This is a genomic window from Streptosporangium sp. NPDC001681, from assembly GCF_040298085.1.
Lineage (GTDB): Bacteria > Actinomycetota > Actinomycetes > Streptosporangiales > Streptosporangiaceae > Streptosporangium.
Map to the genome: position 1 here is coordinate 1 of NZ_JBEOZN010000187.1, position 15,501 is coordinate 15,501.

The 15,501-nt window shown below is 67.6% G+C and carries 13 protein-coding genes and 1 pseudogene; 1 reads left to right on the plus strand and 13 read right to left on the minus strand.

Annotated features, from left to right (window positions below):
• The 13 genes and pseudogenes from ABT130_RS43995 to ABT130_RS44055 all read right to left on the minus strand — a co-directional run.
• Window positions 1-209, minus strand: a pseudogene (locus tag ABT130_RS43995) (serine/threonine protein kinase); the annotation flags it as partial.
• A gap of 1,039 nt (window positions 210-1,248) precedes the next feature.
• Entirely contained in the window at window positions 1,249-1,701 is a 453-nt protein-coding gene (locus tag ABT130_RS44000) for a hypothetical protein (protein WP_350925865.1), read from the minus strand.
• Window positions 1,698-2,471 (minus strand): SDR family oxidoreductase, encoded by a 774-nt coding sequence (locus tag ABT130_RS44005; protein WP_350965913.1) that lies wholly within the window; start codon window positions 2,469-2,471, stop codon window positions 1,698-1,700. Before ABT130_RS44005 ends, ABT130_RS44000 begins: the two co-directional genes overlap by 4 nt.
• Before the next feature lie 4 nt (window positions 2,472-2,475).
• Entirely contained in the window at window positions 2,476-3,339 is an 864-nt protein-coding gene (locus tag ABT130_RS44010; RefSeq protein ID WP_350925869.1) for an RNA polymerase sigma-70 factor, read from the minus strand.
• A 4-nt stretch (window positions 3,340-3,343) separates the two neighbouring features.
• Window positions 3,344-3,586 (minus strand): hypothetical protein, encoded by a 243-nt coding sequence (locus ABT130_RS44015; protein WP_350965915.1) that lies wholly within the window; start codon window positions 3,584-3,586, stop codon window positions 3,344-3,346.
• Entirely contained in the window at window positions 3,565-3,930 is a 366-nt protein-coding gene (locus ABT130_RS44020; RefSeq protein ID WP_350965917.1) for an SDR family oxidoreductase, read from the minus strand. The genes ABT130_RS44015 and ABT130_RS44020 overlap by 22 nt, the downstream gene beginning before the upstream one ends.
• A gap of 183 nt (window positions 3,931-4,113) precedes the next feature.
• Window positions 4,114-5,289 carry a DUF3103 family protein gene (locus tag ABT130_RS44025; RefSeq protein ID WP_350965919.1) on the minus strand — a complete coding sequence of 392 codons (1,176 nt, stop codon included), beginning with the start codon at window positions 5,287-5,289 and terminating at the stop codon, window positions 4,114-4,116.
• Between the two features lie 204 nt (window positions 5,290-5,493).
• On the minus strand, window positions 5,494-5,631 hold the full coding sequence (locus tag ABT130_RS44030; protein WP_451935373.1) for a LysR substrate-binding domain-containing protein: 138 nt from the start codon (window positions 5,629-5,631) through the stop codon (window positions 5,494-5,496).
• 462 nt (window positions 5,632-6,093) lie between these two features.
• A complete protein-coding gene (locus tag ABT130_RS44035; protein ID WP_350965921.1) occupies window positions 6,094-7,092 on the minus strand; it encodes an outer membrane protein assembly factor BamB family protein in 999 nt (332 codons plus the stop codon).
• A gap of 1,436 nt (window positions 7,093-8,528) precedes the next feature.
• The gene (locus tag ABT130_RS44040; protein ID WP_350965923.1) at window positions 8,529-9,563 is read right to left on the minus strand and encodes a hypothetical protein; all 1,035 of its coding nucleotides are present in this window, start codon (window positions 9,561-9,563) and stop codon (window positions 8,529-8,531) included.
• Window positions 9,564-9,984: 421 nt separating this feature from the next.
• Complete coding sequence (locus ABT130_RS44045; RefSeq protein ID WP_350965925.1) at window positions 9,985-12,807, minus strand: vitamin B12-dependent ribonucleotide reductase; 2,823 nt, start codon at window positions 12,805-12,807, stop codon at window positions 9,985-9,987.
• 82 nt (window positions 12,808-12,889) lie between these two features.
• Window positions 12,890-13,351, minus strand: a complete 462-nt coding sequence (gene nrdR / locus ABT130_RS44050) for a transcriptional regulator NrdR (RefSeq protein ID WP_350925962.1) — start codon at window positions 13,349-13,351, stop codon at window positions 12,890-12,892.
• Window positions 13,352-13,754: 403 nt separating this feature from the next.
• Window positions 13,755-14,021 (minus strand): LysM peptidoglycan-binding domain-containing protein, encoded by a 267-nt coding sequence (locus ABT130_RS44055; RefSeq protein WP_350965927.1) that lies wholly within the window; start codon window positions 14,019-14,021, stop codon window positions 13,755-13,757.
• A gap of 643 nt (window positions 14,022-14,664) precedes the next feature.
• Between ABT130_RS44055 and lexA the strand changes: the two genes are divergently transcribed.
• Window positions 14,665-15,375, plus strand: coding sequence for a transcriptional repressor LexA (gene lexA, locus ABT130_RS44060; protein WP_343972512.1), 711 nt, complete (start codon window positions 14,665-14,667; stop codon window positions 15,373-15,375).
• Window positions 15,376-15,501 lie beyond the last annotated feature (126 nt).

A 15,501-nucleotide genomic window follows, 5' to 3' on the forward strand; every position in this document is an offset into this window, starting at 1 on the left:
ACCCGGCGAGCCGCGGCGGCCTCACGACCGAACCGCTCACGCAACTCCGGATCACTCCCGGCGTCACCGTGCAACACCTTCACCGCCACACGCCTGCCCGCGGCATCGTACGCCTCGTAGACCACACCCTGACCACCCGCACCCAACCGCCCGGCCAGCCAGTAACCGCCCAACCGCTGCGGATCACCGTCGATAAGTGTCGTGCTCAACTCACACTCCGTTCAACGGCAGGTTGGACGCCCCCGAGGACGACGAAGTTCGCGGAGTGCCGAACATTCCGAACACGTCTCGCCCTCCTTGAGTGAACGGTGACGAAACTCTCGCGGCCGGCATGGCCCGTGGCCCACTGGGCGGCCTCGACGAGGCCGGGAACACCGACCAGGATGCCTGCTTCCGGCCGGTCGGGGAGGACCGTTCGGAGATCGGAGACGCCACGGGCCGACTGGTCGTCAGAGTAGCCGGGCCCGCACCGGACGTGCCGCGTTCGGCGCGCGTACGCCGCGAAAAACACGTCGTGCCGTGGCCGCCGGGAGTGAGCCGCCTCGGTCGGCCGGAGGTGCCGGCGGCACGGGTCGTGACGATCCCGGCGATCAGCGCCCAGTCCCGAGCCGCCGTCACCGTACGCATGTCTTCGGAGTCCCTCCGTAGCCAAACCGGTTGATCCAGAGGGCGGGGGCGGGCTAGGTTGGCTCGCACGGACTTTCGCGCGTGCCGGGCCCACCAGCCCCGGGCACGCCGGTGTCAGGCGACGCATAGCACGGCGAGCCCGAGGAGGGAGGAAGATCATTCGACGCGCCAGGATCATCCGGCAGCGGGGCGCACGCCGCCCCGCCCGCATCTCCGGCCTGGATCTGAGGTCTCCCTCGGGTCGCCCACTCCCCTATTGACCTGGTCTTTACGGCAGTCTTATGCGGCGATCTGTAGATATTTCATATAACGGAACCATCACGCCGGGGGGCTCAATGAAGAGACTTGTGGTCGTGCCACCATATGTCGCACGGCTCAAGATCAGGGATATTCGTTCCGCGACACGCCGTGGAGTGACCGGCGACGCCAAGGTGGTCGATCTCAGCGCCTACACGGGCCGCAACGTTCTGCGCTTTCCACAGACGAGCGGCCCTACCTCCGCCGCCTGACCTCCATCGCGAAAGACCCGCCCGGGCGGGTCTTTCTCCGTTTCCGGCCCCTTCCCGTGCCCGGGCACCGACCGTCCGCACGTGCACGGCCCGGCCGTCGGCGGCCTCGGGCCTACTCGCCGCCCGGTGCCTTCCGCGTGAGGAACAGCAGGATCGCGGGGGTCAGCACGCAGAAGGCGAGCACGACGACCTGCCCCACCGCGTCCACCATGTCGAAGTGCCCCAGGTGACCGAGGTGGAAGGTCAGGTGCGGCACCGAGTAGAGCAGGTATCCGGCGAGCACCGTACGGATCAGCAGGCGGTCGAGCGTCACCGCCGCCACCGCGAGCATCAGGCCGAAGCCCAGGTTGAGCCCGCCGAAGTCCCGCAGGAGGTGCTCGTTGTAGGGCGGCAGCAGCGCCACCCAGGGATGACCCGGCAGCGGGAAGCCGTCGTAGAACCCGCGCGGCACGAGCAGCGCCCAGCCACCGACGACCGCCTCGGTCACGGCCAGGACGGCGAGCAGGACGCGCGACCAGGTCGCGGTCCGGAACGGCACGCGCGCGGTGGAGACCGTCTCGTTCATCGCCCCTCCGTCCCCGCCTCGTACCCGCTCCGGCCGGCGGCCACGGAGACGAAGTCCGCGAAGGTCCCGCGCCCGTCGGGGTGGTCGGGCGCGAGGTGCACACCGCGCCGGAAGGCGGCGGCGATCCTGCCGGGTACGGGCAGCGGCATGACGAGCCCGCGCCCGCCGGTGACCCGCAGATAGGTCCGCGCCAGTTCGGCCGCGCTCACGATCTCCGGGCCGCCCATGTCGGGCACCCGCCCGGCGGGCGCGCCCAGCGCCAGTTCCACCAGCCGCTCGGCGACCTCGGTGACCTCCACCGGCTGGAAGTCCGTCCCCGCGGGGACCGGCAGGACCCTGGACCTCGCCAGCTTCCCCAGCATCAGCACCACCAGGTTGTGGAACTGCGTCGTGCGCAGGATGGTGTACGGCAGCCCCGAGTTCTCGATCAACCTCTCGACCTCGTGCTTGCGCCGGTAATACGTGTACGGATGCCGGTCGACGCCGACGATGGAGACGTAGACCAGGTGGGTCTCGGGGGGCGTCGCGGCGATCAGCCGCCGGGCTGCCTCGACGTCCGCCGAGGAGTCGCGCGGGTCACTGGCGAGGTGCACGATCGTATCGACCCCTTCGAGAGCGGGGCCGAGTCCCGCTCCCGTCCTCAGGTCTCCGATGTAGGGCTCGCGGGTGCGGCTCAGCACTCGGACGGGATGACCGGTCTTGGCGAAACGGTCCACGACATGGCGCCCGAGGACCCCGGTACCACCGGTTACCAGGATGTTTTCTGTCATACCCCTACGAACCGGCGACCCCCTGCAAATGTGACAGCTTTTCCGGATTGAACACGGCACGCAGGCCGACGACGGTCTCGGCGGAGACCTCGATCACGAAGATCGCGATGACCTCTCCCCCGCGCCGGACGAGGACCGCGTCCTGACCGTTGACATCGGCATGGGTGAACTCCGCCGCCTGCCCGAACCTTCCGGCGATCCCGGTGAGGTAGCGGACGACCTTCTCCCTGCCGGTGATCGGCCGCAGCGCGGCGCGCACCCTGCCACCGCCGTCGGCCCAGGCGATCACGTCGTCGGCGAGCAGCCGCTCCAGCCCCGCCAGGTCGCCACTCCTGGCGGCCGCCAGGAACCGTTCCACGATCCTTCGCCGCTGCTCGCCTGGGGCGTCGAACCTCGGACGCTCACCGACCCTGCGCCGGGCCCTGCCGTACAACTGGCGGCAGTTGGCCTCGGACAGATCAAGCACGTCGGCGATCTCGCGGTAGCCGTAGGAGAACGCCTCCCGCAGCACGAAGACGGCCCGCTCGGCCGGGGTGAGCCGCTCCAGCAGGAGCATGAAGGCCATGGACACCGCGTCGCGCTGCTCGGCGGTCTCCATCGGGCCGAGCGCGCCGGTCGGCGCGGGCTCGGGGAGCCAGAAGCCGACATAGCGCTCGCGGGTGGCACGGGCGGCGGTCAGCCGGTTGAGACAGAGGTTGGTGACCACCTTGGCCAGCCAGGCTCCGGGGGAACCGATGTGCTCACGCTCGGCACCGCTCCAGCGCAGGTAGGCGTCCTGGACGACGTCCTCGGCCTCAGCCGCCGAACCGAGCATCCGATAGGCCAGGCCGAACATCTTCGGCCGCTCCGCCTCGAACTCCTCGATCACCTGATCAGGGTGCCAGACGGAGCGGAGACCCCGCCGCCTCGTATCCGCTCGGGCCGACGGCCACGGAGACGAAGTCCGCGAAGGTCCCGCACCCGGCTGGGCGGTCGGGTGCGAGGTGCACGCCACACCGGAAGGCGGCGGCGATCCTGCCGGGTACGAGCAGCGGTATGACGGGCCCGCGCCCGCCGGTGACCCGCGGATAGGTCCGCGCCAGCTCGGCCGCGCTCACGATCTCCGGGCCACCCATGTCGGGCACCCACCCGGCGGGCGCGCCCAGCGCCGGCTCCACCAGCCTGCGGCGACCTCGGTGACCTCCACCGGCTGGAAGTCCGTCCCCGCGGGGACCAGCAGGATCCCGGACCTCGCCGGCTGCCCCAGCACGAGTACCAGCAGGTTGTGGAACCGCGTCGTGCGCAGGACGGTGTACGGCAGTCCCGACGGTCCCACGCCGCCGGCTGTCAGGTTCCCTCGGAAGGCAGTGCCGACATCCACGCCTGGATCGCCGGCGGGGCGTGTCACGGTGGTGACCGGGGCGGGCAGGAAGGCCGAGAGCCGCTGGGTGATGTGACCCGACGTCCCGGAGGCGGGCACGGGACCACGCCTCTGAGCACGGCCGGCCGATGAGGACATCCATCGGACTCCACCGGGCACCCCGATCTACGGTCATCTTCGTACCCGGGCACAGCCTCCGCGGCATGGCCGGGAACACAGGCCGCGGCCCCGGTGTGTCACCGGGGCCGCGGCGGTCAACCTGTCGGGCCGAAGCCGGACTCGTCAGATCCAGTTGGAGATCAGGCGTACCTCCATGCCAACCGGGCGGGCGGCGCAGGGCATGGACTTGATCTGTCCGGCACGGCCGGCCTGGACGCTGTAGCAGGAGTCGACCCAGTCGTCGCTGTCGGTGACCCAGTCGCTGGGCAGGCCGCTGATGACCTTGTCGGCGACCGCGACGTACTGGCCGTTTCCGCTGATGACGAGCGCGCCTTCGACGATGGCCTTGGCCAAGGCGGACAGGTCGGCGTTGTCGTCGCGCTCCATGAAGACGACGTCGACGGCGGTCCAGCTGAAGTTGGACCACTCGATCAGGACCTGGTTCACGTTGTTGTAGGTCGTGCCCTCATCGGTGATGTAGGGCATCTCGATGGTGTCGACCCGAGCCTTACCATCGGTCCCGGCGCCCATGGTCCAGGCGTAGATCTCCGGTCCGCCCTTGTACCAGGGCTCGTGGTCGTTGTAGTTGGTGATGCGATAGATCTGGGCTGCCCAGCGGGGCGTTCCCGCGGCCTGCGCCGTAGGCTGCTGGGCCTCATCGGCCTTACGGTCGACTCCGGTGACGCCGGCCTCGGTGAGAGCCTTGCGGATGACCTGCTGGCCCAGCTCGGCGGTCTTGCGCTCGTTCAGGCCCACGACGAGCACCGCCTGCCTGGGAGCCCGGCGGGCATCGAGCTCGTGAGTGCGACCGGCCGAGTCGTAGGCGGTGACGGTGCGAACGAACTTCTCGTCCTTGGACGGGGTGAACATGACCAGTGGCTTCTCGCCCGCGGCGACCCGCTTGACCGTGGCGGGGTCGGCCGAGACCTCCAGCAGCGACTCGCCCTCGCCTTCGGCCTGGAGACCCTTCAACTGCAGGATCTTGCTGTCAGCCTGGCGGGTGTAGTCGGTCAGGTCCTGCGCGCCTGGCACGGAGGCGAACAACGCGGCCAGGTCGGCCTGGCCGTCACCCGCCAGCTCGCGGTTGAGCACCGCCCTGAACTCACCGTTGTCGAGCCTGCGGGCGATCTGCTCGGCGAGCGTCCGCTTGAGCCCGTCCATGGTGGCGGCCGACTCTTCGGCCTTGAGCTTGGCCGACTGGCCGGGGGGCAGCGGATCGGCCACGGCCGTCGCCGGCGCTACAGCACCCATCAGGGTGGCGGCCAGGGCGAATGCCGCCAGCCCAACTACCTTCTTCACAAAACCTCCTGGTCAATGCGAGAAGAAGCTCGATAGAGCACTACCGCCGGATCCTTGCGGGAACCGAGCGGTTGCATAAGGCAGAGAGTGACCGGCGCGCCTTATCAAATAATTACGTCTTCTTATGAATCCTTATGGTCAATCCAAAAATGGGTTTAACGTTCATTTTCGGACTTGGATGTGTGGACGCCCTCGTGCAGCCGGTTATGGGATCGGATCGCGATGGCCAAGGTCGGCACGGCCCCGCGTCGCCTCCCCCAGCGGGTCTTCGGGGTCGGTCATCCCGAGGTCGACTCGCACGCCCGGATGCTCCTGGCGAAGCCGGGCGAGCGCGGGCGCCATCAGAGTGGCGCCCGCCGTGGCGAAGTAGCGTATCGCCAGCCGCTCGGTGTGCCCGACTCATAGGTCGGTCACCTTCTACCTCAACTACCGGCTCATCTCGGACGAGGGCACGACCAGCGCCGCCATCGTCGGATACCTGCTGCCGGGAACGATGGTGCTCGACGAGGAACCCGGCCCGCGCGTCATCTCGGGAATGATCGTCGCGCCCCTCGGCGCCGGGATGACCATGCCTGTCCGATCAGCCGCGGAGCCCTCACCGCACGGGAGGTCGGCTCCTCCGGTTGCGGGACACCCGAGTCGCGCCGCGAGCGGTGCGGGTCCGAGGCGGCAAAGCCCACAGACAGCCGGAGGCGGGGCACCGGACCTTCGCCGACGCCCCGCCTCTGACCGGGTGTCTCACATCCGAAGCGCGCCCAAAATGCCGGGGCAGAGCACTTATTCGTGGGCTGCGGTATTCCTGCGTCATTCACCTCGCCAGTGTGAGTCGATGGCGATCATCCTCAGGGTTCCCTTGGTCACCATGAGCATCTCCCCTGCTCCAAGGTCTCGCAATGCGGCCACCCTGGTGACCGATGAGGACCGCTCCAGGACGTGCCCATCAGACCGCAGGCGGAAGAGCAGGCCGCCCGCGCCGGCCACTACGAACCCCTCGCTGTCTCGGACCACCTCACCGACGAGTGGCTGCCTGACGTCCACGTTCCACAACACCGATCCGGCTTCGGGGTCGACGGCGAGATAACCGGCCCCTCGTTCTCGCAGCCACACCACACCGCCGGTGAACTGGGCGGCCGAGGACGAGAGGTCGGCATCGTGACGGAAGAACCGCTCGACGAGACCCGATGACAGTCGAATGCTCGCAACGGATCGCGGGCCGCACGGCACCAGGCAACGGTCAGGGCTGATCATGGTGAACGCCGAATGACCGTCGGTTTCGACCAATGGCTCCGGCAACCGCCAGCGGCCCAGTTCCCTGCCATCTCGTGGATCGATCAGCCACGCTTCCGAGCCGTCTCCCAACAGCACGCCGCCATCCCAGGGCAGAGGAAGCACCGTGGCCATGCGCCGCCGTGTCCGCCACAGAGACCGTCCGTCCTTCAGGTCGAAAGCAGACATGGGTGTGTAACCACGCCAGCCGCCGACGACGACCGTCTCCGCAATAGCTACGACATGCCCCGAGTATTGCGGCAACCCGGCGCGCCACACCACAGATCCCGTAGTGAGATCGAGACAGAACAGTTGATCGGTGTCCTGCGGCAGAACCAGGCAACGATCACTGGCGACCACGACGGCACGCGGCCAGGTTCCTATCGGAACGTCCCAGCGGACCGAGCAGTCGTGACGGTCCAGGCAGACAAGCCGAGTGTGGCGCTCATGGAGGACGACGCGGTCTTCCGTCACCGCCAACGCCGAAGCGGACCCCCTCTGATGAAGCTGCCGCTCCCACAGCGTCTTTCCGATCATCTGTCGATTTCACCAGGCAAGCACTAGCGGCATCAATCACATTAACAGTGGGAGGTCATATCGGCCGAAGCCGGGTGTGGAACTCAACAGGTCCCGTTTGACCAGGCATTTCATTCCTCGACAGCGCCGAGGGTACTGAGGGAGTGCGCTTATTCGGAAGGTTCGGTGTTTCCGGCGTGCCTGCGGTCCGGCGTCGTAACCCGCATTGACTGGACCGGGGTCCATGTTGCCGACGACCTGCTGAGGCCGCAGTGGCATCGGCAGCAAACGTGCGGCGATTTCTGGATCGACCCGGTAGTTCACCAGGAGCCGCCGTTCGACCACACTCGCCATGGATAGCCGTCTCATGCCATATCGCCCTCCTCGACGACTACCGCCTGTCCGCTTGGAGCATAGGACACCTATTCGGAAAGCTGATCGCTTCTCCGGGCTCCCTGGCACTGGTTCGTGCCGACAGGCGTGAAAGTAAAGCTGTCGGCGAAGTCGGAACCCCCGCCACGGACGGCCAGAAGCATGGGCTCGCCGTACAATGCGGTCTGATCCGTACGCAAACGAAGGAACTCGTTCCAGAAATGGAAGCAGAGCAAAGAATCCTGGGGGTGCCCAGTCGCATATACCAAGGTCTTGGGGAAGTACGGGTTCGTGCCACCGCAGTAGACAGACGGCGGCCCGAACATATCGAGGGTCTGTCCGAAGGGTTCGATCGCGCTCACACCAAGCCTTGTTGGCACCGATCAGTTTGTCGTACCCGTCCCGCGACAGGGTACGGTCCAGCCGGAGCCATCCGTGACGATGGGCGAACTCGGCATAGACGGACGCGGCCATGTCATCGGTTCCGGCACCCCAGAGAGACTCGAAGGCTCCCCGAACTCCCGTGGAGAGAAAAGCCCTCCGAGCACGAAGGGAAACTTGTTCCTCACTCCAGACTTGTTCACGATCATCCGTGAATGCCATTGCGTCGAAGTAGATTCTTAGGGCGATCTCTCCGCCGAACATGCCTGGCCGACGAAGGGCCGAATTGATCTGAGTGAACAGGTACTCTCGCACCTGCTCGGCCGTTCGCGCTTCTCGCCGACCGTCCGCATCGGCCATCGACTGCCCTTCTTTCACCGCTACGACCTTCTGAAAACGCCAGAAGGGGGCCGGACTCGACTCCGGCCCCCTTCCTAACGAGCATTATGCAGGTTTGGCTTCCATATCCAGCGCTGCTTTTCTGCCCAGAATACTGGGACAGAGCACTTATTTGTGGGCTGCGGTATTCGGCGCCACCGGCCGGGTACCGCCCCACAGTGCGAGCAGTGCGAGGGCGATGGGCGCGTCCGCGGGAAAGTATGCCTCAGCCATGCCCCCTTCAAGCGTGATGTCCGAAGCGGCGCCGAACGGGTGGTCGTGTGGAGATTCCGAAGCCTCGGCAAAGTACAACGAAAGGGCGAGATCTAGCGACGCCCTCCGGTTCGGCCAAGCAACTCGCGGGCGGTCGTTGGCCGGACATGGTCGGTGGTGGCGAGCAGTTCCGCCTCGGTCACGACGAGACTGCTGATCTGAAGCAGCACATCGCCGTGTCTGGCGAACAGGGCCACGGGCCTGTCATCAATGATCCACAGGACGCGACCATCGGACAGCGGTCGGCAGGTGTCGCTGGCGCTGACGTGAACAGCCCAGGCGGGTTTCAGATGCCGCGTGGCTTTCAGATACCGTGCGGCGCACGCTTGGCCGGGGGTAGCCGCCGTGGCACGGATGAACACCTGCATCTCCCACTCCTCCCGCAGATTGAAGCTGGGTTTGTAGAAGCGATGGATGATGGTGCGGGGGGTGTCCAGGCGATAGGAGAGCTCGACTGCCGGGCCTCCACCCTCTGGACCGAGCCGCCATAAACCCGCCACGTACCGACGGCCGGGGATATCCAGGGAGACCAGCGACACTCCCATCGTGCCCAGGTCCCAGACCCGGTGCCAGTGCTGTACGCGATCCGAGACCTGGGCGGCACCGACCGGAAAGGCGATCATCGCTCCCGCGAGGAGGATCCGCGGCAGGGCGGTACGCGGCATGACCATCCAGGCAGCCGCGGCGTACCCCGCGACACCGGCCACGAGAAAGATGATCCCGAAGAGCGGTTCGGGCAGGCCATAGGCCGCCCTGTGGAAAGGGACAAGCGCGAACAGCCCCGAGGCCAGCGCCCCGAAGGCCGCGGATCCGGCGAGTGCCACCGGCCACCACCGGGAGATCTTGGCCGACCGCGCCAAGATCCCGCTGAGCAGGATCGGGACCACGATGATCGCGATACCGTTGATGACGCCGCCCAGTCCTTCGGAGGGTGCCGACTTGTTAGGCCAGACGGCACTGACAACGAAGCGGCCCAGCCCTCTGCGGCCCATTACGTCGTCGGTCCAGATGACGGCGACCACCACACCGACGACGAGCCCTACCAGAGCGCTCCTGGCCAGAGAGGCCCGACCCGATGATTCGCTCATGATCGGAAGTATCGACCATGCCTGGCAGTCCGCCAACCCGACGAGATGGGCCGCCAGAGCGCAATGGGCCCGCCCACCACATCGTGGGCAGGGATCCCGCTTTTAGCGATACATCGACGAGTCAGCCTGCTCGCCGGAAGTTGACAACCCCATCGAAAAGCGAATTGAACGTGTCGGCCATAGCTCCCTGACCTCAATCGAACCTCGGGCCTGCATGGCTCGCCCAAGCAAGGCGCACCTCATCGTGGGTAGCGGAAAAGCCTGTCGAGCCGTGACGGAAGAACTCCGGCTTCTCCAGGTCAGCGAACAGTTCACTGCCACGAAAACACCGCAAGGGAGCCGGACGTGATTCCGACCCCCTTCATCACCAGGGACTATGCAGATTCGACCTCTGTATCCAATGCTGCTTTTCTGCCCGGAATCAGCTGCAGCCGCTGGTGGAGCCGCAGCCCTCGCAGACGTAGCAGCTGCCCGCGGGGCGCATCTTGGTGCCGCAGGTCATGCAGAGCGGCGCGTCGGCGGTGCGGCCCTGGTGGGACTCCAGGGAGCCGGCCCGCCGCGGGGTTTCCACCGGCACCGCTTCGGCTCGGGCCTGGGGCTCCTCGATGGGGGCCGAGGTGGCGAGCTCGGCGATGACCTCGTCGGCGTGGATCGGGGCCGGGTCCTCACCGCGCTGCTGGGCGGCGCGCTCGGAGGCGGAGAAGATACCGAGGGCGGCACGGTCGTCGTAGGGCAGGTGGTCCAGGGCCAGGCGGCGGAAGATGTAGTCCATCACCGAGGCCGCTATCCGGATGTCCGGGTCGTCGGTCATGCCGGCCGGGTCGAAGCGCATGTTGACGAACTTGCCGACGTAGGTCTCCAGCGGCACCCCGTACTGCAGGCCGATGGAGATGGCCACCGAGAACGCGTCCATGACGCCCGCGAGGGTCGAGCCCTGCTTGGACATCTTCAGGAAGACCTCGCCGAGGCCGTCGTCGGGGTAGGAGGAGGCGGTCATGTAGCCCTTGGCGCCGCCCACGGTGAAGCGGGTGGTGGTGCTGGGACGCTGGTTCGGCATCCGGCGACGGGTCGGGCGGCTGATCTCCACGACCTGGATCTCCGGCTCGGCGACAGCCTCCTTCGCCTCGGTCTTCCTGCCGGCGGCCGAGAGGGGCTGGCCGACCTTGCAGTTGTCACGATAGACCGCGAGGGCCTTCAGGCCAAGCTTCCAGCCCTCCATGTAGACCTGCTCGATGTCCTCGATAGTGGCGGACTGGGGGAGGTTGACGGTCTTGGAGATGGCGCCGGACAGGAACGGCTGGGCCGCGGCCATCATCCGGACGTGCCCCATGGGGGCGATCGCGCGCTCGCCCATGGCGCAGTCGAACACCTCGTAGTGCTCGCGGCGCAGGCCGGGGGCGTCGACGACGTGGCCGTGCTCGGCGATGAACTCGACGATCGCCTCGATCTGCTCCTCCTGGTAGCCCAGCTGCCGGAGCGCGCGCGGGATCGTCTGGTTGACGATCTGCATGGAACCGCCGCCGACGAGCTTCTTGAACTTGACCAGGGCGAGGTCGGGCTCGATGCCGGTGGTGTCGCAGTCCATCATCAGGCCGATGGTCCCGGTGGGCGCGAGCAGCGAGGCCTGGGCGTTGCGGTAGCCGTTCCTCTCACCGAGCCTGAGGCACTCGGCCCACTGCTTGGAGGCCTCGTGGTGGATGTCGCCGTCCATCTTCTCGAACGTGCGCAGAGCCTCGTTGGCGTCGTTGTGCTTGCGCATGACCCGCTTGTGCGCGTCGGCGTTGCGGGCGTAGCCGTCGTACGGGCCCACGACCGCGGCCAGTTCCGCGCTGCGGCGGTAGGAGGCGCCGGTCATCAGCGAGGTGATGGCTCCGGCCAGGGCGCGGCCGCCCTCGGAGTCGTAGGCGTGGCCGGTGGCCATGAGCAGCGCGCCGAGGTTGGCGTAGCCGATGCCGAGCTGGCGGTAGGCACGAGTGGTCTCGCCGATCTTCTCGGTCGGGAAGTCGGCGAAGGTGATGGAGACGTCCATCGCGGTGATGATCAGCTCAGTGATCTTCACGAAGTTCGCGATGTCGAAGGTGTCGTCGTCTCTCAGGAACTTCAGCAGGTTGATGCTCGCCAGGTTGCACGAGGAGTTGTCCAGGTGCAGGTACTCCGAGCAGGGGTTGCTGGCGGTGATGCGGCCCGTCTCGGGGCTGGTGTGCCAATCGTTGATCGTGTCGTCGTACTGGACGCCGGGGTCGGCGCACTCCCACGCGGCCTTGCCCATCTTGCGGAACAGGCTCCTGGCGTCGACCTTCTCGATGACCTCGCCGGTGAGCCGGGCACGCAAGCCGAATTCCTCGCCCTGCTCCACCGCGCGCATGAACTCGTCGGAGACGCGCACGGAGTTGTTGGCGTTCTGGTACTGGACCGAGACGATGTCCTTGCCGCCCAGGTCCATGTCGAACCCGGCGTCACGGAGGGCGCGGATCTTGTCCTCCTCGCGCGCCTTGGTCTCGACGAACTCCTCGATGTCGGGGTGGTCGACGTCGAGGACCACCATCTTGGCGGCGCGGCGGGTGGCGCCGCCGGACTTGATGGTGCCCGCGGAGGCGTCCGCTCCGCGCATGAAGGAGACCGGGCCGCTGGCGGTGCCGCCGCTGGAGAGAAGCTCCTTGGAGGAGCGGATCCTGGAGAGGTTGACGCCGGAACCGGAACCGCCCTTGAAGATCACACCCTCTTCCTTGTACCAGTCGAGGATCGACTCCATCTGGTCGTCGACGGCCAGGATGAAGCAGGCGCTGACCTGCTGCGGCGACGCCGTGCCGACGTTGAACCAGACGGGGGAGTTGAAGCTGAAGACCTGGTTGACCAGAGCGTGCTTGAGCTCGTGGTCGAAGATCTCCACGTCCTCCTCGCCGGCGAAGTAGCCGTGCTCGACCGCCGTACGGGTGTAGACGCCCACCACGCGGTCGATCAGCTGCTTGAGGCTCCACTCCCGCTGCGGGGTGCCGACCGCGCCGCGGAAGTACTTGGTGGTCACGATGTTGGCGGCGTTGACCGACCACGACTGGGGGAACTCGACGTCGCGCTGCTCGAAGTTGACCGAGCCGTCGCGCCAGTTGGTCATGACGACGTCACGGCGCTCCCAGGACAGCTCGTCATAGGGGTGCACGCCTGGGGTGGTGAAGATGCGCTTCATCCTCAGGCCCTTGCGCGGCCGCTTGCTCCCACGTGCCACCGCGCCGGCGGTCTCCGTCATGACTTCCCCCTCCTGGGGCTCCGCGAGCCCTCATATCGGACCACACCAACACGCCGCTTACCCCCGGCGCCCAGGGTCTTTCTCAGTCTTGCCCGCTGGAGCGCCCCGCCCGGAGCTGCTCGATCTCCGCCTCGAAGTCGGCCAGGGTCTCGAACCCCCGGTAGACGGAGGCGAACCGCAGGTACGCCACCTCGTCCAGTTCGCGGAGCGGCCCCAGGATCGCCAGCCCGACCTCGTGGGCCGCGATCTCGGCGCATCCGGTGGCCCGGATGCTCTCCTCGACCCGCTGGCCCAGCTGCGCCAGGGAGTCCTCGCCGACGGGCCGCCCCTGGCAGGCCCGCCGGACCCCGGCGATCACCTTGTCCCTGAAGAACGGCTCCGTCACGCCACTGCGCTTGCTCACCATGAGCAGGACCGTCTCCTGTGTGGTGAACCTGCGCCCGCACTCCGGGCAGGTGCGCCTGCGGCGGATGGCACCGCCGTCCTCGGTGGCCCTGCTGTCGATGACTCGCGTGTCCGGATGACGACAGAACGGACAGTGCACGCGCGTCGCCTCCTTGAGCTGCGAGAGCGGCTCACCCACCTCACCTGCCCCATGGCGCGCATGTCGAGACGCTCGCGCACGCCCCTCGAATAGTCGAGATGCGGTAATGGAAACACAATCTGTGGTGAAGTGTTGTGGTGCAGCCACTAGATGTTGTGGTCTAACGGTAGAAGTGCGCGACCATGAACGCAAGTTGAAAGGCCCTCGCCACACGAAGTCGCTGATCAGCCGTCACGTCTCGGCGTGTCGCCCCTCGGGCGACGCACTCCGCGCCCCTTCCCTCACATGCGTCCCAGACGATATGTCAGGCAGGACCCTCATCGGACCCTCCCGCGCGGCTCGCCCACACCTTCCTCGAACCCCACCGGCCAAATCCCACGCGCCCCACGGAATGCGCCTCTTCTCAGCGGATGAGGTCCTCGGGGAGATAGAGCCGGGTTCCGGGCCGGACCTCGGAGTCGGCCAGCCCGTTGAGGTCCATGATGCGATGGACCGCCCGACCGGCGTCGCCCTCCTGCGTCAACGCGTCCGCGATCTCCCACAGCGTGTCACCCGCGTGCACCGTGATCCGGGGCAGCCCCCCGTGACCCGTCCGCTCGCCCGCCAGGGCCGTGTCGATGCGCCCGCCGACCCAGAGCATCCCCAGGGTGAACAGTACGAGCACCGTCACCACCACGATCCTCCCACGCCGGGTGAGCCGGAGCGGCCGCCCGGCGGTCCGGGGCCGGGCGGCACCCGGGCGGCGGACGCCGGCACGAACCGCTCCCGCCCCGGGCACCCGCCCCGGCACCCCGTGTCCAAGCCCCCGCCGAGGCTCCGGCCCATGCCCACGCCTCGCGCCACGCCCGAGTCTCGGCCTCGGCTCACACCCGGCCTCCGGCTCCCGGGGCCGCCCGGCCGCCCGCTCGCGCCCGGGCCGCCCCGGCACCCTTCCGCCTTCCGGGCTCCGCCCAGCCCCGGCCCCCCTGCCTGATTCCGGCGCGGGAGCGGGCTCCGATCTCGGTGGCGGCACCAGGCGCAGCAGCGGTGCCCCCGGCGACCGCCGCACGGTCCGGGATCTCGGCACGGCCATGGATCGTGGTGTCGTCGCGGTCGGTTTCACGGTGGCCCCCATCCCCTCGACCTGGCCGAACACATGTCGAAGAAAGATCGGTGAATCGAACACGATGTCGATCGAACTCCCGTACGATGTTGTACACCACGGCGCCGCCGATATCGAGGACATTCGAACAATTGTTTGAATATGATCTTCGGCCGTTGTATGGTCGCTGTGTGCGACATATCAGATACAGGCCGGGAGGCGAGGAGTTCGTATGAGCCAGCACAACGAGAACGGTTCGGCCGCCAGCGATCTGGCGGTGCGAAGGCGTGACTCCCTTGGCCTCACCCCCAGGCAGCGGAAGATCCTTGAAGTGATCCGCGACTCCGTGCAGCAGCGCGGTTACCCGCCGTCCATGCGGGAGATCGGTGAGGCGGTGCAGCTCACCAGCACCTCCAGCGTGTCGCACCAGTTGACGGCTTTGCAGCGCAAGGGCTACCTGCGGCGTGACCCGCACCGCCCCCGTGCTCTGGAGGTGCGCCTTCCCGGCGAGCCCGTGCTGTGGGTGGATCCCGACTCCGGCGAGGACGAGACCCCGGTCAGCCGCCCGACCGCCGCCTACGTGCCACTCGTCGGCCGGATCGCCGCCGGTGGCCCGATCCTCGCCGAGGAGAGCATCGAGGATGTCTTCGCCCTGCCCAAGCAACTCGTCGGCGAGGGCACGCTCTTCCTCCTCCAGGTGACCGGAGACTCGATGATCGAGGCCGCCATCGCCAACGGCGACTGGGTGGTCGTACGCCAGCAGCCGGTGGCCGACAACGGTGACGTGGTCGCGGCGATGATCGACGGCGAGGCCACGGTCAAGACCTTCAAGCGCAGGGACGGCCACGTCTGGCTGGTCCCGCACAACCCCAACTACGACCCGATCCCGGGTGACGAGGCCACCGTGCTCGGCAAGGTCGTGGCGGTCCTCCGCAAGCTCTGAAGCACGCGCCTTCAACCCTCCGGGCCACACGCCCAAGAACGCACGCCACGCCGGGGGGGGGGGGCGCCCCCCCCCCGGGGGGGGGGGGGCGCCGGCCCAGACACACAACAACAAACAAACAAAACA

Excerpts from the sequence above, each read along its gene's own strand:
- ABT130_RS44030 (WP_451935373.1), bottom strand. The coding sequence starts at position 5,631 with ATGGCGCCCGCGCTCGCCCGGCTTCGCCAGGAGCATCCGGGCGTGCGA.
- ABT130_RS44015 (WP_350965915.1), bottom strand. The coding sequence starts at position 3,586 with ATGGGTGGCCCGGAGATCGTGAGCGCGGCCGAGCTGGCGCGGACCTAT.
- ABT130_RS44040 (WP_350965923.1), bottom strand. The coding sequence starts at position 9,563 with ATGAGCGAATCATCGGGTCGGGCCTCTCTGGCCAGGAGCGCTCTGGTA.
- ABT130_RS44035 (WP_350965921.1), bottom strand. The coding sequence starts at position 7,092 with ATGATCGGAAAGACGCTGTGGGAGCGGCAGCTTCATCAGAGGGGGTCC.
- ABT130_RS44000 (WP_350925865.1), bottom strand. The coding sequence starts at position 1,701 with ATGAACGAGACGGTCTCCACCGCGCGCGTGCCGTTCCGGACCGCGACC.
- lexA (WP_343972512.1), top strand. The coding sequence starts at position 14,665 with ATGAGCCAGCACAACGAGAACGGTTCGGCCGCCAGCGATCTGGCGGTG.
- ABT130_RS44005 (WP_350965913.1), bottom strand. The coding sequence starts at position 2,471 with ATGACAGAAAACATCCTGGTAACCGGTGGTACCGGGGTCCTCGGGCGC.
- ABT130_RS44045 (WP_350965925.1), bottom strand. The coding sequence starts at position 12,807 with ATGACGGAGACCGCCGGCGCGGTGGCACGTGGGAGCAAGCGGCCGCGC.